Origin of the sequence: Ensifer sp., assembly GCF_031989085.1 — a bacterium.
Classification (GTDB): domain Bacteria; phylum Pseudomonadota; class Alphaproteobacteria; order Rhizobiales; family Rhizobiaceae; genus Ensifer.
Genome location: NZ_DALZXU010000009.1, coordinates 140,109 through 161,300 on the forward strand (window position 1 = coordinate 140,109; position 21,192 = coordinate 161,300).

General features: G+C 63.0%; 18 protein-coding genes and 1 pseudogene. 14 read left to right on the plus strand and 5 right to left on the minus strand.

All coding sequences use genetic code 11. The features are described from left to right. The first annotated feature begins 54 nt into the window (after nt 1-54). Together RTP54_RS26835 and RTP54_RS26840 are read left to right on the plus strand one after the other, a co-directional pair. A complete protein-coding gene (locus RTP54_RS26835; protein WP_312366773.1) occupies nt 55-372 on the plus strand; it encodes a hypothetical protein in 318 nt (105 codons plus the stop codon). 66 nt (nt 373-438) lie between these two features. Beyond that, nucleotides 439-1,449: an alpha/beta hydrolase gene (locus RTP54_RS26840; protein WP_312366774.1), complete on the plus strand. Its 1,011-nt coding sequence runs from the start codon at nt 439-441 to the stop codon at nt 1,447-1,449. Nucleotide 1,450: 1 nt separating this feature from the next. On the opposite strand, the gene pyk is transcribed toward RTP54_RS26840, so the two are convergent. Then, a complete protein-coding gene (pyk, locus tag RTP54_RS26845; RefSeq protein ID WP_112807451.1) occupies nt 1,451-2,890 on the minus strand; it encodes a pyruvate kinase in 1,440 nt (479 codons plus the stop codon). Beyond that, nucleotides 2,890-3,366, minus strand: a complete 477-nt coding sequence (locus tag RTP54_RS26850; RefSeq protein WP_112807674.1) for a DUF1036 domain-containing protein — start codon at nt 3,364-3,366, stop codon at nt 2,890-2,892. The genes pyk and RTP54_RS26850 overlap by 1 nt, the downstream gene beginning before the upstream one ends. A gap of 192 nt (nt 3,367-3,558) precedes the next feature. Here RTP54_RS26850 and RTP54_RS26855 point away from each other — a divergent pair, with 192 nt between their 5' ends. The 3 genes from RTP54_RS26855 (at nt 3,559) to RTP54_RS26865 (ending at nt 5,171) form a co-directional block, all read left to right on the plus strand. Continuing rightward, nucleotides 3,559-4,353, plus strand: coding sequence for an N-formylglutamate amidohydrolase (locus tag RTP54_RS26855; protein WP_112807453.1), 795 nt, complete (start codon nt 3,559-3,561; stop codon nt 4,351-4,353). Between the two features lie 17 nt (nt 4,354-4,370). Then, nucleotides 4,371-4,676 (plus strand): DUF1244 domain-containing protein, encoded by a 306-nt coding sequence (locus tag RTP54_RS26860; RefSeq protein ID WP_112807455.1) that lies wholly within the window; start codon nt 4,371-4,373, stop codon nt 4,674-4,676. Between the two features lie 228 nt (nt 4,677-4,904). After that, nucleotides 4,905-5,171 carry a DUF2312 domain-containing protein gene (locus RTP54_RS26865; RefSeq protein ID WP_112807457.1) on the plus strand — a complete coding sequence of 89 codons (267 nt, stop codon included), beginning with the start codon at nt 4,905-4,907 and terminating at the stop codon, nt 5,169-5,171. Nucleotides 5,172-5,293: 122 nt separating this feature from the next. Here RTP54_RS26865 and RTP54_RS26870 read toward each other — a convergent pair whose 3' ends face one another. Together RTP54_RS26870 and RTP54_RS26875 are read right to left on the minus strand one after the other, a co-directional pair. Further along, entirely contained in the window at nt 5,294-7,165 is a 1,872-nt protein-coding gene (locus RTP54_RS26870; RefSeq protein ID WP_112807459.1) for a DUF882 domain-containing protein, read from the minus strand. A 180-nt stretch (nt 7,166-7,345) separates the two neighbouring features. Beyond that, nucleotides 7,346-8,942: pseudogene (locus tag RTP54_RS26875) on the minus strand (sigma-54-dependent transcriptional regulator). A 135-nt stretch (nt 8,943-9,077) separates the two neighbouring features. Between RTP54_RS26875 and RTP54_RS26880 the strand changes: the two are divergent. From RTP54_RS26880 to RTP54_RS26890, 3 genes are read left to right on the plus strand one after another with little or no spacing between them, the layout of a single operon-like run. After that, a complete protein-coding gene (locus tag RTP54_RS26880) occupies nt 9,078-10,937 on the plus strand; it encodes a M3 family oligoendopeptidase (RefSeq protein ID WP_312366780.1) in 1,860 nt (619 codons plus the stop codon). A gap of 59 nt (nt 10,938-10,996) precedes the next feature. Beyond that, the gene (locus tag RTP54_RS26885; RefSeq protein ID WP_312366782.1) at nt 10,997-12,154 is read left to right on the plus strand and encodes an aminodeoxychorismate synthase component I; all 1,158 of its coding nucleotides are present in this window, start codon (nt 10,997-10,999) and stop codon (nt 12,152-12,154) included. Further along, nucleotides 12,151-12,777 (plus strand): aminotransferase class IV family protein, encoded by a 627-nt coding sequence (locus RTP54_RS26890; protein ID WP_312366784.1) that lies wholly within the window; start codon nt 12,151-12,153, stop codon nt 12,775-12,777. Before RTP54_RS26885 ends, RTP54_RS26890 begins: the two co-directional genes overlap by 4 nt. On the opposite strand, the gene RTP54_RS26895 is transcribed toward RTP54_RS26890, so the two are convergent. After that, entirely contained in the window at nt 12,742-13,692 is a 951-nt protein-coding gene (locus RTP54_RS26895) for a GGDEF domain-containing protein (protein ID WP_162703347.1), read from the minus strand. The two genes, RTP54_RS26890 and RTP54_RS26895, sit on opposite strands and share 36 nt — an antisense overlap. Before the next feature lie 162 nt (nt 13,693-13,854). Between RTP54_RS26895 and RTP54_RS26900 the strand changes: the two genes are divergently transcribed. From RTP54_RS26900 to RTP54_RS26925, 6 genes are all read left to right on the plus strand, one after another. Further along, nucleotides 13,855-14,733, plus strand: coding sequence for a heme-dependent oxidative N-demethylase family protein (locus RTP54_RS26900; protein WP_409517219.1), 879 nt, complete (start codon nt 13,855-13,857; stop codon nt 14,731-14,733). A 134-nt stretch (nt 14,734-14,867) separates the two neighbouring features. Continuing rightward, complete coding sequence (locus tag RTP54_RS26905; protein WP_112817083.1) at nt 14,868-16,319, plus strand: homospermidine synthase; 1,452 nt, start codon at nt 14,868-14,870, stop codon at nt 16,317-16,319. A gap of 170 nt (nt 16,320-16,489) precedes the next feature. Beyond that, entirely contained in the window at nt 16,490-16,858 is a 369-nt protein-coding gene (gene omp10 / locus RTP54_RS26910; RefSeq protein WP_112807469.1) for an outer membrane lipoprotein Omp10, read from the plus strand. Nucleotides 16,859-17,089: 231 nt separating this feature from the next. Then, on the plus strand, nt 17,090-18,937 hold the full coding sequence (locus RTP54_RS26915; RefSeq protein WP_312366795.1) for a 5'-nucleotidase C-terminal domain-containing protein: 1,848 nt from the start codon (nt 17,090-17,092) through the stop codon (nt 18,935-18,937). Between the two features lie 116 nt (nt 18,938-19,053). Further along, complete coding sequence (hemH, locus tag RTP54_RS26920) at nt 19,054-20,091, plus strand: ferrochelatase (protein ID WP_112817085.1); 1,038 nt, start codon at nt 19,054-19,056, stop codon at nt 20,089-20,091. 102 nt (nt 20,092-20,193) lie between these two features. Next, complete coding sequence (locus RTP54_RS26925) at nt 20,194-21,192, plus strand: SPFH domain-containing protein (protein ID WP_312366929.1); 999 nt, start codon at nt 20,194-20,196, stop codon at nt 21,190-21,192.

Below are 21,192 nucleotides of genomic sequence, written 5' to 3' on the forward strand. Positions count from 1 at the left end.
CGCGTCGGTTCATCGAGCCGGTCTGGCTCGAACAGGATCGTGGCCGGATCTTTGATGCACCCCCTGCCCCTTCGCGATGGACCTGCAGCCGTACGAGCCTGTTACCGTCGCGCGTCGCGCCTGTCTCCCGACGGCCCTGAATTCGGTCCGTTCAGCTTTTGCGCGAGCGCCGGCTGGCAGAGCCACGCACGGGTCGAATGCGGCGACCGCATCGTCGACATCATTGCCGATCAGTTCGGCGCCCCTCCCGTTCCGATCACCGGCCAGCAGGATCGCCGCTACGGCAGGGGCGAGGCCGACGGTCCCTGCCGGCGTTTATTCTCGCCCGTCATCGCGCCGTCGACGAAATCTGGCCACGATGGCTCTGCATGAGCCTGATGGCTGCGACAGCCGTCACCTGAACCCCTAAGCCGCCGAGCAAGAGGATCCGCCGAGACAATGGTTCTAGCCGTTCTGTTCATCGTCGCTCTGACCCTCGCAGGCATTGCCTACAGCCTGCGCAGTGCGCGCCACATCAGCGCCCGGTTCCCGAATGCGGGCGAACTGATCGACGTCGGCGGCTTCCGCATGAACAGCGTCCACCTGCCGGCGACGGCCGGCGCGGACCTCGCGCCCCTCGTCTTCATCCATGGCGCCAGCGGCAACCTGCTCGACCAGATGCACGCTTTTGCTCCAGCCTTCGGCGGCAGGGCGGAAATGCTTTTCGTCGACCGACCGGGCCACGGCTATTCGGAGCGCGGCGGGCGGGAAAACGACCGTCCCGACGGCCAGGCAGACGCAATTGCCAAGCTCATGGACAAGCGAGGCATGGCGCGGGCGATCATCGTCGCACACTCCTTCGGCGGTGCGATTGCCGCGAGCTTCGCGCTGCGTCATCCGGAAAAGGCCGCCGGGCTCATTCTGCTCGCGCCCGCCACCCACCCCTGGCCCGGAGGCATCGACTGGTATTACCGCTGGACGGCGCTTCCCTATGTCGGATGGTTGTTTGCGCACACGCTGGCAGCGCCGATTGGCCTCCGGCGGATCGAAAGCGGCACGCGCTCGGTCTTCTATCCCAACCGCCGGCCTGACGATTACGTCGACAAGACGGCGCCGCATCTGGTGCTGAGACCGCTCGCCTTTCGCAACAACGCGGTCGATGTCGCCAATCTGCACGCATATGTCAGCGAGGTTGCACCGCGATACGGCGAGATCGCCGCCCCGACGATCATCGTCAGCGGCGACAGCGACGATATCGTGCTCGCCGACATCCACTCACGCGGCCTGGCGCGCGACATCGCCGGAGCGCAACTGCTTTGGATCGGCAACCTTGGCCACAAGCCAGATTACGTCGTCACCGATGTCGTCGTGGCGGCGGTCGAGAAGCTCTCCGGCCACCCCACCGACCTCGACAAAATAACAAGGCGGGCCGAGGCCCGCCTTATCATGCAACCGAAAGAGGCTCGTTAGATCAGATGCCGCTAAGGCCATCCGAGCCGATATAGGCGATGCGCAGCATGTTGGTTGCGCCCGGGGTTCCGAGCGGCACGCCGGCCGAGATGATGACGCGTTCGCCGGGCTTGCCGAAGCCCTCATGGGCGACGATGCGGCAGGCGCGATTGACCATGTCGTCCAGATCGGTCGCGTCCTCGGTGACGACGCAGTGCAGGCCCCAGACGACCGAAAGGCGACGGGCCGTCTGCACGATCGGCGACAGCGCGATGATCGGGACCTGCGGGCGCTCGCGGGCGGCGCGAAGGCCGGTCGTGCCGGATGACGTGTAGCAGACGATTGCCGACAGCCGGAGCGTCTCGGCGATCTGGTGGGCAGCGAGCGAAATCGCGTCGGCACCGGTTGCCTCGGGCGGGGTGCGCTGCGCGTAGATGATGCTGGAATAGTGCGGGTCGCGCTCGACGTTGCTGGCGATCGACGCCATGGTCGAGACGGCTTCGACCGGATAGTCACCGGAGGCCGATTCCGCCGACAGCATGATCGCGTCGGCGCCTTCGAACACGGCGGTCGCCACGTCGGAGACTTCGGCGCGCGTCGGGACCGGTGCGGAGATCATCGATTCCAGCATCTGGGTGGCAACGACCACCGGCTTGCCGGCGCGGCGACATGCGCGCGTCAGCTGCTTCTGCAGGCCCGGCACGGATTCGAGCGGCATTTCGACACCAAGGTCGCCACGCGCCACCATCAGCGCGTCGGACAACTCGATGATCTCGTCGATCCGCTCCAGCGCCTGCGGCTTCTCGATCTTGGACATCAGGCCGACGCGGCCACGGGCGATCTTGCGAACCTCGGCCAGATCCTCCGGACGCTGGACGAAGGACAGCGCCACCCAGTCGAATTCGCCCGTCGCCAGAACGGCGTCGAGGTCGGAGCGGTCCTTGTCGGTCAGAACGCCGACAGCCAGCAGCGTGTCGGGCAGGCTGACACCCTTGCGGTCGGAAATCCTGGTGCCGGCAACCACCGTCGTGACGATGCTCTTGCCGTCGGTCTTTTCAGCGCGCAGGTGCAGCTTGCCGTCGTCGATCAGCAGGCGATGGCCGGGCTTGACCGCTTCGAGGATTTCCGGGTGCGGCAGGAACACGCGGGTGCTGTCGCCCGGCTCGTCCTTGTTGTCGAGGGTAAAGGTCTGGCCGACCTTGAGCTCGACCTTGCCTTCGGCAAACTTGCCGACGCGCAGCTTCGGACCCTGAAGGTCGCCGAGAATGCCGATCGGCCGACCACAGCGCGCTTCAACCGCACGGATGCGCTGCACCAGCGTGCGCATCACCTCGTGGCTCGCGTGGCTCATGTTGATACGGAACAGATCGGCCCCCGCCTCGTGAAGCTTCTGGATCATCTGCTCGTCGGAGGACGCCGGTCCGAGCGTGGCGAGGATTTTGACTTTTCTGTTCCGCTTCATCAATTCTGGCTTTCCTGCGTGCCGGGCGTTTCCGAAAGCTGAACCATCCAGCTTCCTTGCCGCCCCGTGTCGTATTCCTTGAATCCCATCCGCTGGAAGCCGCGGGCGAAGCAGTCCTGCACGCCCGAGATCTTGAATTCGTTTTCGGCGACGCACATGTTGACGTCGCCGGTCCAGCGGCCGCCGCGGGCCGCATCTTCAGCGTAGAGATAATAGTATCGCGATTGAAGTTCGCCCTCGATCAGGGTCGCGCAGGAGGTGGCGGGAACCTGCCACCAACCCTCGGTAACCCAGCCCTCCTTGGCCCGGTAACCGATCGCCACGCCGACCAGGTTTTGCGTTCCGTTGCAGACGCGAAAATCTGCGCGGGCCTCGCCAGCGAACAAAAATGAGCCTGAAATTGCCAGCGAAAACAGGAGGATCCCCCCCAATGTCGACAGCCCCGGCTTCGCTTTGGAAAATGGATATCTGGACACGGTTTCCAAGGGAACTCCGTTTTGATTTGTGTGGCCTTTCTTGCGACGGCCAGCCCGGAAAGTCAACGCAACTCTAATCGATTACATCGCGCTGATTGCGTGCCGATTGCGCAATACAGTTGCGTTTTTCTTGTGAATGTCGCCGACGCGTGCAATCAAAAAGAACACCGACCGAAAGCTGACTGGAACGGCATGCAACCCTATTCGCCCTATGAGGTTATCGAAGCCAACCCCACAACCGGCCTGGTCCTGCTCGCCGATCACGCCATGAACCGCCTGCCGGCCGAATATGGTAGCCTCGGCCTGCCGGAAGCCGCCTTCCAGCGGCATATCGCCTATGACATCGGCGTCGAACATCTCGTTCGCCGGCTCTCGGCCGCGCTCGATGCACCGGCCGTGCTCGGCTGCTTTTCGCGCCTCCTGATCGACCCCAATCGCGGCGAGGACGATCCGACGCTGATCATGAAGATCTCCGACGGCGCGATCATCCCGGCAAATCACCCGATCACCGGCGAGGAATGGGACAACCGGCTAAACCGTTTCCACCGCCCCTATCACCACGCGGTGGCCGAGACGCTGGAGCGATGTGCGGCAGCGTCCGGTGGCGCGCCGCTGGTCATTTCCATCCATTCCTTCACGCCCGCCTGGAAAGGCATTGCCCGCCCCTGGCATGCGGCCGTGCTTTGGGACAACGACCCGCGTGCCGTCCTGCCGCTGATCGAGAAGCTCGAGGCACCGGGCGACATCGTCGTCGGCAACAACGAGCCCTATGACGGCGCCTTGCGCGGGGATACGATGTTCCGCCACTGCATGGCGCCGGGCATTCCCCACGCGCTGATCGAAGTTCGGCAGGACCTGATCTCCGACGAGGCCGGTATTGCCGCATGGACGGATCGGCTGGCCCCTGTTCTTGCCGGTCTCAATGCACGCCCCGAATTGCACCGCTACCAGCGCCACCCCTCGCGCACCGGCGCCTACGACAACTGAGACGAGGAACCACGGTCATGACCGATCTTACTGCGGACCAGATCACCGCCTTCGAGGCCGCCGCCTTCCGGCGCCTCACCCAGCACCTGCGTGAACGCAGCGACGTGCAGAACATCGACCTGATGAACCTGGCCGGCTTCTGCCGCAACTGTCTGTCCAATTGGTATCGCGAAGCGGCCAACGAGGCCGGCGTGCCCCTCGACAAGGAGCAATCCCGCGAGATCGTCTACGGCATGCCCTATGAAGAATGGCGAGCCTTGCACCAGAAGGAAGCCTCGAGCGAGCAAAAAGCCGCCTTTGAGGTCAATCGCCCGAAAGAATAGGGCTTGAAACGCGCGGCGATTGCTGGAATTCGGTTGCCGCGCTTTAAGCTGTTGTTTTTGTGCATGTCGTCATCGCCAATCCGCCCAACAATTTCGCGCGACGTGGCTTTGCGCCGGCCGACTGCCACGGAAATGCCCGTGTTGTTGCGCAATGGCCCTTGACCTTGGCCGCCGTTCGCGGCACGTCACGGCACCCAAGAATTTCATTCCCCGCAAAAGGAGAAGACCATGTCGGATGCACACGGCGTCGCACGCGACCAACTCCGCGCTTTCATCGAACGGATCGAGCGCCTGGAAGAAGAAAAGAAGACCATCGCCGACGACATCAAGGACGTCTACGGCGAAGCCAAGTCCACCGGCTTCGATGCCAAGATCTTGCGCAAGGTCATTTCCATCCGCAAGCAGGACGCCGACGAGCGCATGGAGCAGGAAGCGATCCTGGACACCTACCTGCAGGCGCTCGGCATGATCCCGGCCGCGGCCGAAGACGAATAGTCTCTCCGCAATAGACAACAAAAAACCCGCCGGTCTCGCCGGCGGGTTTTTTGTTGATCGTAGAGCATTTCCAGGAACGGCCCGCTCCCGGTTGTGTCGGAAGCGTTCCAGATGCGCAAAGCTCAGTTGGTGCTGAACTTCTTCACTTCCATGAAATTCACAGCGGAGCCGCTGAAGCGGGCAGTATCGACCGACGAGCCTGCAGTGCTGTTGAAGCCTGCGGCATAGACGGTCGTCGGCGCGGTGCGCAGCGTCTTGGAGACGAAGCGCGGAGCCTTCACCGGCTTGGAAAGCGTGGCGACCCGGCCGGCCGAAAGCGCCCATTCGGAGATGATCTTCTGCGTCAGCTTCGGCTCTGTGCGAACCGACGAACGGGTCGCGGCTTCGGCATCGTGCTTCTTCGGACGACCACCCTTGGCCGGCGCTTCAGCCTCGGTGGCCAAGGCGCTGTCAAAGGCGTTGGCACGAGCATTGGTCGACGCCTGCGGTGCATAGGCGGCCATTTCCACCGGCTGGCGGGCAGGCTGGCGCTCAGTTTCTGTCGGCGCGGCCAGAGCGACGCGCGTCGATGCCTGGGCTGCGGTGTCGCGCGGCGGCACGGCCGAGGCCATGACCGGGCGTTCTGCAAAGGCTGGAACGGCGACCTTGGCGTCTGCGACGGCAGCAAGGGCCGCTTCGCCAGCCGGGCGCATGGCCGGCACCGGCACGAAGCCGAGCGCCTGCATGTCTGTTGCCAGCGGATCGACCGAGGCGACAAGCGTTTCGCCGGCGGCGGCATTCGCAGTCCCGCGATCAAGCATCTGCGGGACCGGCACCTTCATGGAAGCCAGATCGGCAAATTCGCTCGGCATTTCCGGCGTCTGCGGCAGGGCAGCCGCAAGCGCTTCCTGGGCCGGGTTCTGCTGCGGTGCAACCAGCGCAACCGCTACGCCACCGTTTCCAGTCGGATCCTTGAAGGCGGGGCGAACGGCCGGGACCGGCGCATTGATATTTTGATCGGCGGCAACCGTCGGCTGCTGCTCGGTCGCGACAGAGCCGGCGACACCAGGCAACGCTTCCTGAGCTGCCGGGGCAGACGCCGTCTGCACCTTGGCAGGCGCTGCGCCACCCTCGTCGTCGGAGCCCGGACCGGCTGCGATTGCCGAGGGTTCTTCATCCTCGTCGCCGCCGGCGCCGAAGAGCATCGCGAACAGGTTGCCGCGGCGCTTGCCACTCTCGGCATCGCCAGCCTTGGCGCCACCGCCGGCAACTTCCATTGCCGAGGCACCAACGCGACGCTTGTAGTCGGCCACGGCCTGGTTATAGCCCGGAAGCGGCTTGCCGTCGGAGGGGACGTGCATGGTCTTGCCGTCGGGGAAAAGACGGGCGAGTTCGTTGCGGCTCATGCGCGGCCAGGCGCGAACGCCGCCGACATCCATGTGCACGAACGGCGAGCCCGATGTCGGGTAATAGCCGACGCCGCCAACCTCGAATTTCATGCCGATTTCCCGCACCGTCTTCAGCTTGACGTCGGGAATGTAGAAGTCCATCGCCTTGCCGAGCATGTGCTGGCTCTTCTTGGCAACGCCCTTGGAGCGCGAGCGCAGCATGCCGTTGGTGGCAGGCGAACGGTAGGCCGAAACGACGTGGATGTAATCGCGCGAACCGCTCTTGGTATAGACTTCCCACACCAGATCGAGCAGGCGCGGATCCATCTTCGTCGGCTCGTTGCGACGCCAGTCGCGCAGGAAGCGGTTGATCTGCTGCAGGCCCTTCGGGTCATAGCGACCGTTGCGCTTGTAGGTGATCTGCGCCTTTTCCTGCGTATGGATGAAATAGAGCTTGAGCGTCCGCGTCTGGCCGGCGGCCTCGACGGGAGGCGCCATGCCAGGCGTAACCAGCGACACCGCAAGGACGATCGACGTCAGAACCTGCGGTACCTTACGGGTCATCGCCGAGCAGAGTCTGCTAGCTAAGGAGCCGAGAGGCTTCTTAAAACCGAACAAATTTGGCATTCAATCCCCGTCCGACGGACAACCGTGCTTCGCTGTCTCAGATGACTGTCAAATAAGGTGACAGCATGGCATATATGCCACAGTCGTCACCGCCCCTTATAATATAGTGAACACTTCACTAACAAGGTCTAAACGGCGGCGATCCAATTGCACGGCTAATGAATCGTGAATGCGTCGATTTTATGCCGCCTCTCGCAGGGGATTGTCGGGATCGATGCCGTAATCCTTGAGCTTTCGGTAGAGCGTCGACCGGCCGATGCCGAGCTTGCGCGCCACCTGGCTCATCTGGCCCCGGTAGAATTTCAGCGCGAAACGAATCAGTTCCTCCTCCACTTCGGCCAGTTTGCGCACGTCTCCGCCCTCGTCGACGCTGGCAATCGCGTTCTCCATGCGGCCATCATGCGTGCCCTCGGTTTCCATGGATTTGGCCGTGCTGGCAAAATCCGGATAGACGCTTGCGGCCGGGTCGACGGCAGCGGCCGGCCGCTCGGGCCCGGCATCGCCCCAGGAAAAGCCGGTGCGGTCGGAGACGACGTAGCCGGGGATCTGGGTGGCGATCTGCGGGAAATCCTTGACCGTCAGCTCATGGCCTTCCGCAAGCACCACGGCGCGGAAGATCGCATTTTCCAGCTGGCGGATATTGCCCGGCCAGTCATAGGCGGTCAGCAGGGCCATCGCGCCGCCCGATACGGTCAGCGGCGTGCTGAGCCGCTGCTCGGACGCAAAGCGGTCGACGAAGGAGCGCACGAGAACCGGAATGTCCTCCTTGCGCCGGCGCAACGCCGGAATGGTGATCGGGAAGACGTTGAGGCGGTAATAGAGGTCCTCGCGGAAGCGGCCCTCGCGCACCTCGTTGATCAGGTCCTTGTTGGTGGCTGAGATCAGCCGAACGTTGACCCGGTGCGGATGGCGCGCGCCGATCGTTTCGATCTCGCCTTGCTGGACGGCGCGCAACAGCTTCACCTGGACTTCGAGCGGCAGGTCGCCGATCTCGTCGAGGAAGAGCGTGCCGCCGTCGGCATCGACGAACTTGCCGCTGTGTTTTTCCGTCGCGCCGGTAAACGCGCCCTTCTCGTGGCCGAAGAGAATGCTCTCGACCAGATTGTGGGGGATGGCGCCACAGTTGACGGTAATGAACGGCTTGCCCGAGCGGTCGCTGGCCGACTGGATGGCGCGGGCGACCATTTCCTTGCCGACGCCGGACTCGCCTTCGAGCACGATCGGAATGTTGGACTGCGCGGCCCGGCGGGCAAGATCGATCACCCGGATCATCGCCGGGCTCGCCGACACCACGTCTTCGAAGCCGACGGCACCGCCGCGCGGACGACGGGAGGTCTTTACCTTGCCGTCACGGCTCGCCATCTTCAGCGCGTTGCCGAGCGCCACCGACAGCCGTTCCGGCGAAACCGGCTTGACCAGGAAGTCGAACGCCCCGGCCTGCATCGCATGCACCACGGTCTCGATGCCGCCCTGCCCCGTCTGCACGATGACGGGCGTATCGACGCCCCGTTCCGCCAGCGCTTCCAGAAAGCCGTGACCGTTCATTTCCGGCATCAGCAGGTCGAGAAGGATGACGTTGATGATGCCGCCCTTGCGCTCGAGCAGCTCCAGGCCGCTGCGGCCGTTGTCGGCGAGATGCGCAACGTGACCGAGACGCTCGATCATGTTGGTCAGCAACCGGCGCTGCACCGGATCGTCATCGATGACAAGAATGTGTGATGTCACGGAAGCCTCCTGCTTTGGACACGCGGTACTTTTGGCCAACGTCATGTGCCAAATCACGTCAGGCATCTGTGCCATAAAGGGCTGAACATCATGTTTTGAGAAATGCTTGCATTTTATCCATTGGCGGCGATAGCAATGGAACCCGTATCGCTTGCCTCTTCCTGTCACGAACATGAGAAATCCGACGATGACCCTCCACACCTTCGCTCCCGAGAAAACCGTCGTGCGCGCTGCTGCCGGCCCCGCAGCAGGTGCCGCCGCCGCGCTCGGCGATCTGCCCTCCTGGCGGCTGGAGGACCTCTACCCGTCCGCGAATTCGGAGGAATTCCGCTCCGACATGAAGAAGGCCGAAGCGGATGCGGTCGCGTTCGAAACAAGGTGGAAAGGCAAGCTTGCCGACGCCGCGACAAAGAGCGGCAACGACGGCATCGGTGCCGCCGTGAAGGAGTTCGAGGCGCTGGAAGACGTTATGGGACGCATCGCGTCCTTTGCCGGCCTCACCTATTTCTCCGACACCTCGAAGCCGGAAAATGGCAAGCTCTATGGCGACGTGCAATCGAAGCTGACCGACATGTCGGCCCATCTCCTGTTCTTCTCGCTCGAGCTCAACCGCATCGACGATGGCGTGATCGACGCAGCGCTTGCCAACGACAGCCTGGCCGCCCATTACCGGCCCTGGCTTCTCGACCTGCGCAAGGACAAGCCCTACCAGCTCGACGACAAGCTCGAGCAGCTGTTCCTCGAAAAATCGATGACCGGGGCCGCCGCCTTCAACCGCCTGTTCGACGAGACCATGGCGTCGCTGACCTTTGTCATCGATGGCGAGACGATGCCGCTCGAAATGGCGCTGAACCTTTTGCAGGATCCCTCGACCGAGGTGCGCAGAAAGGCGGCGATGGCGCTGGCCGAAACCTTCAAGGCCAACATCCGCACCTTCACGCTGATCACCAACACGCTCGCCAAGGACAAGGAAATCTCCGACCGCTGGCGCGGTTTCGAGGATATCGCCGACAGCCGCCACCTTGCCAACCGCGTCGAGCGCGAGGTCGTCGATGCGCTGGCGGAAGCGGTGAAATCAGCCTATCCGCGCCTCTCGCACCGCTATTACGCGATGAAGGCAAAGTGGCTCGGCATGGAACAGATGGATTTCTGGGATCGCAATGCGCCGCTGCCGGAAACGCCGAACGCGCTGATCTCCTGGAACGAAGCCAAGGACACCGTGCTTTCGGCCTACCATGCCTTCGATCCGGAAATGGCCGCGATCGCCCGTCGCTTCTTCGACGACAGCTGGATCGATGCGCCGGTTCGTCCCGGCAAGGCGCCAGGCGCCTTCGCCCACCCCACAGTGCCCTCGGCCCACCCCTACGTCCTCGTCAACTATATGGGCAAGCCGCGCGACGTGATGACGCTTGCCCACGAACTCGGCCACGGCGTGCACCAGGTGCTCGCTGGCGGCCAGGGCGCGCTGATGGCCTCGACGCCGCTGACCCTCGCCGAAACCGCATCGGTCTTCGGTGAAATGCTGACCTTCCGCGCCCTTCTCGACCGGACGAAGGACAAGCGCGAGCGCAAGGCGATGCTCGCCCAGAAGGTCGAGGACATGATCAACACGGTCGTTCGCCAGATCGCGTTCTACGAGTTCGAGCGCAAGCTGCACACGGCGCGCAAGGACGGCGAACTGACCGCGGACGATATCGGCAATCTCTGGCTGTCGGTGCAGGCGGAAAGCTTCGGCCCGGCGATCCGGGTCTCCGAGGGCTACGAGACCTACTGGGCCTACATCCCCCACTTCATCCACTCGCCATTCTACGTCTATGCCTATGCTTTCGGCGATTGCCTGGTGAACTCGCTTTATGCCGTCTACCAGAATGCCGAGACGGGGTTCCAGCAGAAGTACTTCGAACTCCTGAAAGCGGGCGGCACGAAGCATCATTCGGAATTGCTGGCTCCGTTCGGCCTCGACGCCACCGATCCGTCGTTCTGGGCACAGGGCCTGTCGATGATCGAAGGGCTTATCGACGAACTCGAGGCGCTTGATAAGGCGTGATCCGGCGCGGGCCGAGCCCGCTCTCGATCATTGGGCAGGCTGGCAGCAAAGCGGCATCGATGAACGAAAACGCACCCTATGTGCTTTTCCGGGACGACAGCGAAAACCGGACCACGGTTTTCGCCCAACCGGAGCGCGTCGTCACGGCGCGCACCAAGGCCGAGTTCCACCGCGGCCTTGCCGAACTTGAACGGGCCCATGCGGCCGGCAAATGGATTGCCGGATACATGGCCTACGAGGCCGGCCATCTGTTCGAGGAGAAGCTGAGCGCCTTCGCGAAGGAGGGACGCGAAACGCCGTTGATGTCCTTCGGCATCTTCGACGCGCCGAGCGACGACCATCCGCTTGCCGAGCCGCAACGACGGATCGAGAACGAACCCTTTCTCGCCAATCCGCGCGCCGCCTGGGATTTTCCGACCTATCGCCAGCGGTTCGAGCGGCTGCATCAGCACCTGCGCCAGGGCGATTGTTACCAGGCAAACCTGACGATGCCGATCCGGGCGCGCTGGTCCGGCGATCCTCGCGCCGCCTTCTGGTCGCTGATCGAGCGCCAACCGGTCAAGTATGGCGCCCTTGTCGCGCTCGACGGCCCCATTCTCGTCTCGCGCTCGCCCGAGCTCTTCTTCCGGGTCGATGCCGACAGGTGGATCGAGACGCACCCGATGAAGGGCACGGCAAAACGCGGCAGGTCGACGCAGGAAGATGCCGACATCATCGCGGCCATGCGCGCCGACGAGAAGACGCAAGCCGAAAACCGCATGATCGTCGACCTGCTGCGCAACGACATCTCGCGCATCACCGAGGTCGGAACGCTCGACGTGCCCAGGCTCTTCGACATCGAGACCTACCCGACCGTGCACCAGATGGTGAGCCACGTCAGGGCCAAGCTGCGACCCGAAGTCGGCATCACGGACATCTTTGCAGCCCTCTTCCCTTGCGGCTCGATCACCGGCGCGCCGAAGATACGGGCGATGGAGATCCTGCACGATCTGGAAGACGGCCCGCGCGACGCCTATTGCGGTGCGATCGGCTTCATCGCGCCTGGCGGGGTCATGCGCTTCAGCGTCGCGATCCGCACCATCTCGCTGTTTGCCGATGGCGAGGCCGTGTTCAATGTCGGCGGTGGCATCGTCTTTGATTCCGGCGCCCAGTCGGAATATGACGAATGCCTGCTCAAGGCGCGCTTTGCCCTTGGCGACGCCGAGATCGCCCGATGACGGATTTCTCGCTGATCGAGACCCTGCGCTACGAGCCCGATGCCGGTTTCGTGCGCTTGCGGCTGCACCTCGCCCGGCTGAAGAGATCGGCACGCAGACTGGGCTTTGGCGGCGCCGAGCGGGCGCAAGAGGAACTGCAAAAGGCCGTCGCGGGTGCGGCTGGCCCCCTTCGGATCCGACTGACGCTTGACCGGCAGGGCGCCATCGCCGTGACCACGGCAGCCTTTGCGCCGCTTTCCGCAGACGCGGTCTGGCGCGTGGGTCTCGCCGAGACACGGCTTTCGTCCGAAGACAAACTCTTGCGGGTCAAGACGACGCGGCGCAGCGTCTATGAGACGGCGCGCGCCGAATTCCCGTCAGCCGAGGTCGACGAGGTGCTTCTCCTCAACGAAAAAGGCGAAGTCTGCGAAGGAACAATCACCTCGATTTTCCTCGACGACGGCAGCGGCTTCCTGAAGACGCCGCCGATCGCCTGCGGACTTCTGGCCGGTGTGCTCAGGACCGAACTCATCTGCCAGCGGCGGGCGCGCGTCGCCCGGCTTTCTCCGGACGACCTGGCAAAAGGCGATCTCTATGTCGGCAATTCGCTACGGGGCCTGATCCGGGCGAAGCTCCGGGTCTGAGCCCGGCAGGGTATAGCGTTTCACCCGGTCGCGCCCGTCGCGCTTGGCAAGGTAGAGCGCCTCGTCGGCGCGGGCATAGATGTCCTTGACGCCATCGCCTTCGCGATATTCGGCAAGCCCCACCGAGCAGGTGTAGTAGAACTCCGGAATGCTGGCGAGCGGCCTGGCGCTGCGCACCTTGTCGAGCAGACGGTCGAGGATCATGTTGCCTTCGCTGATCGTGGTGTCGGGCAGGATCAGCATGAACTCTTCGCCGCCGATGCGGCCAAAGCAATCGGAGCGGCGCACGAATTCCTGCATCTGGCGGGCGAAGTCGAGCAGGACCTCATCGCCTTGATGGTGGCCGTAGCGATCGTTGATCGCCTTGAAGTAGTCGATGTCGATGATCGCGACGCATCCCCACATATGCGGGTTCTGGGCGCAATTGGCGATAAACTCGCCGAGGCGTCCCATGGTGTGGCGCCGATTGGGGACGTTGGTCAGCTCGTCGACCTGCGAGGCCCTGAGTGCGAAATCCCGATCCTGGCGCAGCGCCCGCTCCTCGACACGGACGGTGGTGATGTCGACGGCAACACACAGCATGCATCCCTTGGCATCGACGGTTTCCGTCATCCACAGCCAGCGGCCGTCATGCAGGTCGGTCTCCACCGTGCGAAACGGGATCTTGCCGCGCCGATTGATCGTCGAGGCTATCCAGCCTTCGATGTCGTCGGTCGAAATTACCGTTCCGCGACCGGCCGCATGGTTGCGCCGGATGATCTCCGCCCAGGTCGGCGTCTCGTCGGCGCCAACGAAGTAAGCGGCGCGAAAAGCCTCGTTGGCAAATTGCAGCCGATCGTGCTGGTCGTAGAGCGCCATCAGCACGGGCGTTTGGGCCTGCAGGCCCATCAGGGTCTTTATGTGGTCGCCGGTCACGTTCAGTCTGCAACGCCTCCATTTCGGGCAAGGAACCAACAATCATGGCGCGTGGCGGTTGATTGTAACAAAGCTATAGCACGAAGAGCTTGTGACAAGCTTCGGCCCATGCGAAACGAAAGGGAATATGGTTAAATCGCGAGAATGATCCGGTCATCGCGCATGAAACACACGCCCTACGACGGCTCCTCCAAGCCCTTCACCATCGGCCTCGCACAACTCGACCCCGATCGCTGGATCGAGCCGGACGACCAATTGCAGCACTATCTCGACCAGAAGGCCCATTTGCTGGCGCGCTCCCGCGACGCCGTCTTCGTTGCAGAAGACGACACGCAGCAGGCACAGAAGGAGGTCCTGCAGACCCTCTGCGCGTACCTGCCGGCACGCTATCCCGAACTCTACCATCGCGATGGCGATGCGATGCTGGTCGGCGGGAGGCGCGTGGCGCTATCGGGCGACGAGGCGCTGGTCGTTGCCGGCTCGCTCATTCAGGACGATCTGGCGATCATGCAGCGCAGCGTTCGCGGCTGGCGCCTTGGCGCCGCCTTTATCGCCTTTCCCTCGTCCTGGTCGCTCGCCGAGAAATTCGGACGCACGATGGACGAGATCCACGCGCCTGTTCCCGGCTTCGAACACGGCACCCGCAATGCCGAGCTCATTGCCCGCATGTTCGACAACCTGCCGCCCGGCCGCTTCGTCGAGCGCTTCAACTGGGCCGTCAATGTCGACGGTTCGCTGCATCTGCCGAAGTCGAAATCCGAAGGTGTCTCGGCCGCCGCCATCGATCTGACCGAAGAGAGCGCCTTCATCCGCATCGAGCGCCAGACGCTGCGAAAACTGCCCGAAACCGGCGCGATCGTCTTCACGATCCGCATCTACTCCGATCCCCTGGCGCTGCTGCGACAGCGGGCGGACGCGGCCGCCCTGGCGCTTTCGTTCATCGAGCAATTGCGCGCGCTCGACCTGCAGCAGGCGGCCTATAAGGGCCTGGTCAGCAAGCGTGACGCGCTCATTTCGGCGCTTGTTTCCATCGCTGGTTAAACAAAATCGCATATTAGCGTTGACCGGCCGGCCCTTTATTGTGACAGCAATCTGTGCTCTAGGGCCTATCAAACGGCGCGAGCCGCGTTATTCAACATCGTCTCAGGGAAAGTTTCCTCAGGAGTAAGACCAAAATGGCAGACACCAACTATCCGGTTTACGGCGAGATCACCGGCCCGATCGTCATGATCGGCTTCGGTTCGATCGGCCGCGGCACCTTGCCGCTGATCGAGCGCCACTTCAAATACGACAAGAACCGGTTGATTGTGATCGAGCCGCGTGAGGATGCAGCCGACAACGAGATCTTCGAGCGCCACGGCGTGCGTCACGTTCGCGCCCACGTGACGAAGGACAACTACAAGGAGCTTTTGAAGCCGCTCCTGACCGAAGGCGAAGGCCAGGGCTTCTGCGTCAACCTGTCGGTCGACACCGGCTCGGTGGATCTGATCAAGATGTGCCGCAAGCTCGACGTCCTCTACATCGACACCGTCGTCGAGCCGTGGCTCGGCTTCTACTTCGATGCCGAAATGGACAACGCATCGCGCACCAACTACGCCCTGCGCGAAACGCTGCGCAAGGAAAAGGAAAAGAACCCGGGCGGCACCACGGCCGTTTCGACCTGCGGCGCCAACCCGGGCATGGTCTCGTGGTTCGTCAAGCAGGGCCTTCTGAATCTTGCCAACGATCTCGGCGTCAAGTTTGAAGAGCCGCATCAGGACGACCGCGAAGGCTGGGCGAAGCTGATGAAGAAGGTCGGCGTCAAGGGCATTCACATCGCCGAGCGCGACACCCAGCTGACCAAGAAGCCGAAGCCGCTTAACGTCTTCTGGAACACCTGGTCGGTCGAAGGCTTCATCTCCGAAGGTCTGCAGCCGGCCGAACTCGGCTGGGGCACCCACGAGAACTGGATGCCGAAGAACGCCAAGAAGCACAAGAAGGGCTGCAAGGCAGCGATCTATCTGGAGCAGCCGGGCGCCAACACCCGCGTGCGCAGCTGGTGCCCGACACCCGGCCCGCAATACGGCTTCCTCGTGACCCACAACGAGTCGATCTCGATCGCCGACTTCTTCACCGTGCGCGACAAGGACGGCGAAGTCACCTATCGCCCGACCTGCCACTATGCCTACCATCCGGCCAACGACGCGGTGCTCTCGCTGCACGAAATGTTCGGCAATGGCGGCAATGCGCAGCCGGTCCATCACGTCCTCGACGAGAAGGAACTCGTTGAAGGCGTCGACGAACTCGGCGTCCTGCTCTACGGCCACGACAAGAACGCCTACTGGTTCGGCTCGCGCCTGTCGCTGGAAGAAACCCGCCGCATAGCCCCCTACCAGAACGCCACCGGCCTGCAGGTCACCTCGGCCGTTCTCGCCGGCATGGTCTGGGCGATCGAAAACCCGAAGGCCGGCATCGTCGAAGCCGACGAGGTGGACTACAAGCGCTGCCTCGAAGTGCAGCTGCCCTATCTCGGCCCGGTCGAAGGCCACTACACCGACTGGACCCCTCTCGACGGTCGCCCGGGCCTGTTCCCGGAAGACATCGACACCAAGGATCCCTGGCAGTTCAAGAACATCCTCGTTCGCTAAGCTGCTGACATCGCGATACATCCAGCCCGGGGCATTTCTGCCCCGGGCTTTTTTGTCCATATGGGAAAAGCCCGGCGTGCTCGCCCGACCGCTCTTGCTTTCAACTCTTGATCGCGGCATGGTTCGGCGAAACGAAACGGACGCTCGGCACCTAGCGAGGGAAATCGCCAATGAAGCCATTCGCAATTCTGACCGTTGTCGCGACCGCCGCGGCTCTGGCCTCCTGCCAGTCGTCGCCCCGGGAGGTCGGAGGGGCACCGCCCGCACGCCAGGCAGCTGGTGTCGAAGGCGCCTGGTCGGATCCGAACGGCATCGTGTCGACTTTCGCTGGAGGGACCTTCTCGACCCGCACCACCGACAGCAACCAGCTCCTGGCATCGGGCAACTACGTCAAGCTCAGCCCGACGCTGGTCGAGATCAACATGACCTCGCTGGTTCGCAACACCCAATCCAAGGTCAATTGCGCTCTGGTGACGACAAACCAGCTCAATTGCACCACAGATGCCGGTGCCCAGTTCTCGCTGGCGCGTCGCGGCTGAAAGCAATTTCCGGCAATGGATCGAAGCCCCCGCAAGGGGGCTTTTTTTGTTGAATTTGTATGACTTAACCCTAGTTACAAATCAGACAACCGGAGGATGGTTTTAGCGCTTGAAGTCGCGTCGAAGTGATGAAAACATCCGCTCCGGCAAAGCCACCCCGGTCGGGGGGACGGGATCCGTGACACAGGTCTGCAGCCGGCCGGAAGACAACAGGCAAAACAGGAGAACATCATGATCAGACACATGCGGACCGGCCTGATGACCGCGTCCATTTTCGCCCTTTCCTCGGGCGCAGCCTTCGCCGATTATGAACTGAACATCCTGCACATCAACGATCTCCACTCCCGCATCGAATCGATCAACAAGTTCGATTCGACCTGCTCGGCTGAGGAGGAAGGCAAGAACGAGTGCTTCGGTGGCGTCGCCCGCCTGAAATCCCTGATCGACCAGAAACGCCAGGACCTCTCTGGCAAGAACGTGCTGCTTTTGAACGCTGGCGACAACTTCCAGGGATCGCTGTTCTTCACCACCTACAAGGGCCTGGCTGAAGCCGAATTCCTGAACCTGATGAAGTTCGACGCGATGACCGTCGGCAACCACGAATTCGACGAGGCGGAAGATGGCCTTGCCGGCTTCCTCGACAAGATCCAGTTCCCCGTCGTTACCGCCAACGTCCTGCCGAGCCACAAGTCCAAGATCGGCGACCGCATCAAGCCGTCGATCGTGCTCGACCTGGGCGGCCAGAAGGTCGGCATCGTCGGCGCGGTCGCCAACGACACGCCCGAGCTTTCCTCCCCCGGCCCGGATATCCTGATCGGCGACGACGTCGCGACCACAACCGCCGCCGTCGAAGAGCTGAAGAAGCAGGGCGTCGACAAGATCATTGCGCTCACCCATGTCGGCTACCCGCGCGACCTCGCCGCGATCGCCAAGATCCCCGATGTCGACGTCGTCGTCGGCGGCCATTCGCACAGCCTGCTGTCCAACACCGACGAAAAGGCCGAAGGCCCCTACCCGACGATGGTCGACAACCCGGGCGGCTACAAGGTCCCGGTTGTCCAGGCCGGTTCCTACTCGAAATATCTCGGCGATCTCGTCGTCACCTTCGACGACAAGGGCGTGGTCAAGGCTGCCAAGGGCGACCCGATCCTGGTCGACAGCTCGATCAAGCCGGATCAGTCTGTGCTGACCCGCGTCGCCGAACTCGCCAAGCCGATCGAAGAACTGCGTTCCAAGATCATCGGCAAGACCGAGGCGCCGATCGACGGTTCGCGTGACAATTGCCGCGCCAAGGAATGCGAAATGGGCAGCCTGGTGGCCGACGCCATGCTCGACCGCGTCAAGGGCCAGGGCGTGACGATCGCCATCACCAATGGCGGCGGCCTGCGCGCCTCGATCGATGCCGGCGACGTGTCGATGGGCGAAGCGATCACCGTTCTGCCGTTCCAGAACACCGTCGCCACCTTCCAGATCAAGGGCGACGGCATCCGCGAGGCGCTGGAAAATGGTCTCAGCAAGCTCGAAGAGGCCGGCGGCCGCTTCCCGCAGGTCGCGGGCCTGAAATACTCGTTCGACCGCTCGAAGCCGGTCGGCAGCCGTGTCGTCTCGGTCGAGGTTAAGGATGGCGCGGCCTACGGCCCGCTCGATCCGGCCAAGACCTACTCGCTCGTCACCAACAACTACATGCGCAACGGCGGCGACGGCTACGACGTATTCAAGACCAAGGGCGAGAATGCCTATGACTACGGTCCGGGTCTCGAAACCGTTCTTGCCGACTACCTCGCCGCACACCAGCCGTTCAAGCCCTACACCGACGGCCGCATCACCGAAGTGGCTGCTGCCGCAGGAGCCACGACTGAAGCACCGGCAACGGAAGCCAAGCCGGCAGCAGACGCAGCTGCCGCCACGCCGGCCTCCGGGCCGCAGAAGCACGTCATCGCCAAGGGCGACACGCTCTGGGATCTCGCCAAGACGTTCTACGGCGACGGCGCCCTCTGGGCAAAGATCTCGGCGGCCAACGGCAAGCCGGCTCCGCGGCACCTCCATGTCGGCACCGAACTGGAGATTCCGGCAAAGTAAGACAATTTGCCTCTACTTTCAGAGCCGGCGCGGGCTTCCCCGCGCCGGCTTTTCTTTTTAGAAGGATTTGAAACCGAAGGCAGTGCTCCGATTGAACGGGGCCGACGAGGACCGAGATGACCGATAAGCTTGCCACGACCACCCCCGCCAACCACCCTTCCGTCAAATCCGGGAAGGTCGGCGTTCTCCTGGTCAATCTCGGCACGCCTGATGGCACCGACTACACGTCGATGCGCCGCTATCTCAAGGAGTTCCTGAGCGACCGCCGCGTCATCGAATGGTCGCGCCTGTTCTGGTATCCGATCCTCTACGGCATCGTGCTCAACACCCGCCCCGGCAAGGTCGGCAAGGCCTACGAGATGATCTGGAACAAGGATCTGAACGAGAGCTACCTGCGCACCTATACGCGCAACCAGGCGACCCTGATGGCGGAGGCGTTCGCCGACCAGCCTCATATCGTCGTGGATTGGGGCATGCGCTATGGCCAGCCGTCTATCGCCTCGCGCATGGAAGCGCTGCAGAAGGCCGGATGCGAACGCATCCTGGTGTTCCCGCTCTATCCGCAATATGCGGCGGCCACCACCGCCACCGTCAACGACAAGGCCTTCGAGGCCCTGCTCAAAATGCGCTGGCAGCCGGCGCTGCGCACCGTGCCGCCCTATCATGACGATCCCGTCTATATCGACGCTCTGGCGACGTCGATCGAGCGCCATCTGGCGACGCTCGACTGGGAGCCGGAAGTGGTGCTCACCTCCTTCCACGGCATCCCGAAGAGCTACTTCGACAAGGGCGACCCCTATTATTGCCAGTGCCAGAAGACGGCGCGGCTGCTGCGCGAAAAGCTCGGCTGGTCCAAGGACAAGCTGCAGGTGACCTTCCAGTCCCGTTTCGGCCCGGAGGAGTGGCTGCAGCCCTATACCGACAAGACGGTGGAAAAGCTGGCGCAGGACGGCGTCAAGCGCATCGCGGTCATCAATCCAGGCTTCGTTTCCGACTGTCTGGAAACGCTCGAGGAGATTGCCGAACAGGCAGCCGAAAGCTTCCACCACAACGGCGGCGAGAAGTTTGCCCATATCCCCTGCCTCAACGACAGTGCCGAGGGCATGACCGTTCTCGAACATGTGGTGCGGCGCGAGCTAAGCGGCTGGCTTTGAAACGGAAATCTTGAACCGCCCGCTTGAAATAGACTGACCGACGCCCACGTCTGGGTTAGAGTGCCACCTCAAACAGGGGTTGTGAGCATGGGTGATTTGTCTTTGGGCGGACTGGATATCGCGGTTATCGCATTCGTGGTTCTCGTCGTGCTGGTTCTCTTTGCCGGCATCAAGACGGTGCCGCAGGGTTATCGCTATACGGTCGAGCGTTTCGGACGCTATACCAAGACGATGGAGCCGGGCCTCAACATCATCGTCCCGTTCATTGACCGTATCGGCGCCAGGATGAACGTGATGGAGCAGGTGCTTGACGTTCCGACCCAGGAAGTCATCACCAAGGACAATGCCAGCGTATCGGCCGATGCTGTCGCCTTCTACCAGGTGCTGAACGCCGCCCAGGCCGCCTACCAGGTCGCCAACCTCGAAAACGCCATCCTCAATCTGACCATGACCAACATCCGTTCGGTCATGGGGTCGATGGACCTCGACGAGCTGCTGTCGAACCGCGACACCATCAACGACAAGCTGCTGCGCGTGGTCGACGAGGCCGCCAACCCCTGGGGCATCAAGATCACCCGCGTCGAGTTGAAGGACATCGCGCCGCCGAAGGATCTCGTCGACGCCATGGCGCGGCAGATGAAGGCCGAGCGCGAGAAGCGCGCCCAGGTGCTGGAAGCCGAAGGTTCGAGAAACGCCCAGATCCTGCGTGCCGAGGGCGCCAAGCAGTCGGCGATCCTGCAGGCTGAAGGCCAGCGCGAGGCCGCGTTCCGCGACGCCGAGGCACGCGAGCGTCTGGCCGAGGCCGAGGCCAAGGCGACGCAAATGGTATCGGCAGCGATCGCTGCCGGCGATGTCCAGGCGATCAACTACTTCGTCGCCCAGAAATACACCGAGGCGCTGGCCTCGATCGGCACCGCCAACAACCAGAAGATCATCCTGATGCCGATGGAGGCGTCGGCGCTGATCGGCTCGCTCGGCGGCATTGGCGCGATCGCCAAGGAAGTGTTCGGAAACGACCCGTCGCCCGCTCCCCGTCAGCGCCAGTCGCCGACACCGCGCACCGGCCCGGTATCGGGCCCGTTCGAACCGCAAGGAAAGTAG

Excerpts from the sequence above, each read along its gene's own strand:
- RTP54_RS26835 (WP_312366773.1), top strand. The coding sequence starts at position 55 with ATGCACCCCCTGCCCCTTCGCGATGGACCTGCAGCCGTACGAGCCTGT.
- RTP54_RS26840 (WP_312366774.1), top strand. The coding sequence starts at position 439 with ATGGTTCTAGCCGTTCTGTTCATCGTCGCTCTGACCCTCGCAGGCATT.
- pyk (WP_112807451.1), bottom strand. The coding sequence starts at position 2,890 with ATGAAGCGGAACAGAAAAGTCAAAATCCTCGCCACGCTCGGACCGGCG.
- RTP54_RS26855 (WP_112807453.1), top strand. The coding sequence starts at position 3,559 with ATGCAACCCTATTCGCCCTATGAGGTTATCGAAGCCAACCCCACAACC.
- RTP54_RS26860 (WP_112807455.1), top strand. The coding sequence starts at position 4,371 with ATGACCGATCTTACTGCGGACCAGATCACCGCCTTCGAGGCCGCCGCC.
- RTP54_RS26865 (WP_112807457.1), top strand. The coding sequence starts at position 4,905 with ATGTCGGATGCACACGGCGTCGCACGCGACCAACTCCGCGCTTTCATC.
- RTP54_RS26870 (WP_112807459.1), bottom strand. The coding sequence starts at position 7,165 with ATGCCAAATTTGTTCGGTTTTAAGAAGCCTCTCGGCTCCTTAGCTAGC.
- RTP54_RS26880 (WP_312366780.1), top strand. The coding sequence starts at position 9,078 with ATGACCCTCCACACCTTCGCTCCCGAGAAAACCGTCGTGCGCGCTGCT.
- RTP54_RS26885 (WP_312366782.1), top strand. The coding sequence starts at position 10,997 with ATGAACGAAAACGCACCCTATGTGCTTTTCCGGGACGACAGCGAAAAC.
- RTP54_RS26890 (WP_312366784.1), top strand. The coding sequence starts at position 12,151 with ATGACGGATTTCTCGCTGATCGAGACCCTGCGCTACGAGCCCGATGCC.
- RTP54_RS26900 (WP_409517219.1), top strand. The coding sequence starts at position 13,855 with ATGAAACACACGCCCTACGACGGCTCCTCCAAGCCCTTCACCATCGGC.
- RTP54_RS26905 (WP_112817083.1), top strand. The coding sequence starts at position 14,868 with ATGGCAGACACCAACTATCCGGTTTACGGCGAGATCACCGGCCCGATC.
- omp10 (WP_112807469.1), top strand. The coding sequence starts at position 16,490 with ATGAAGCCATTCGCAATTCTGACCGTTGTCGCGACCGCCGCGGCTCTG.
- RTP54_RS26915 (WP_312366795.1), top strand. The coding sequence starts at position 17,090 with ATGATCAGACACATGCGGACCGGCCTGATGACCGCGTCCATTTTCGCC.
- hemH (WP_112817085.1), top strand. The coding sequence starts at position 19,054 with ATGACCGATAAGCTTGCCACGACCACCCCCGCCAACCACCCTTCCGTC.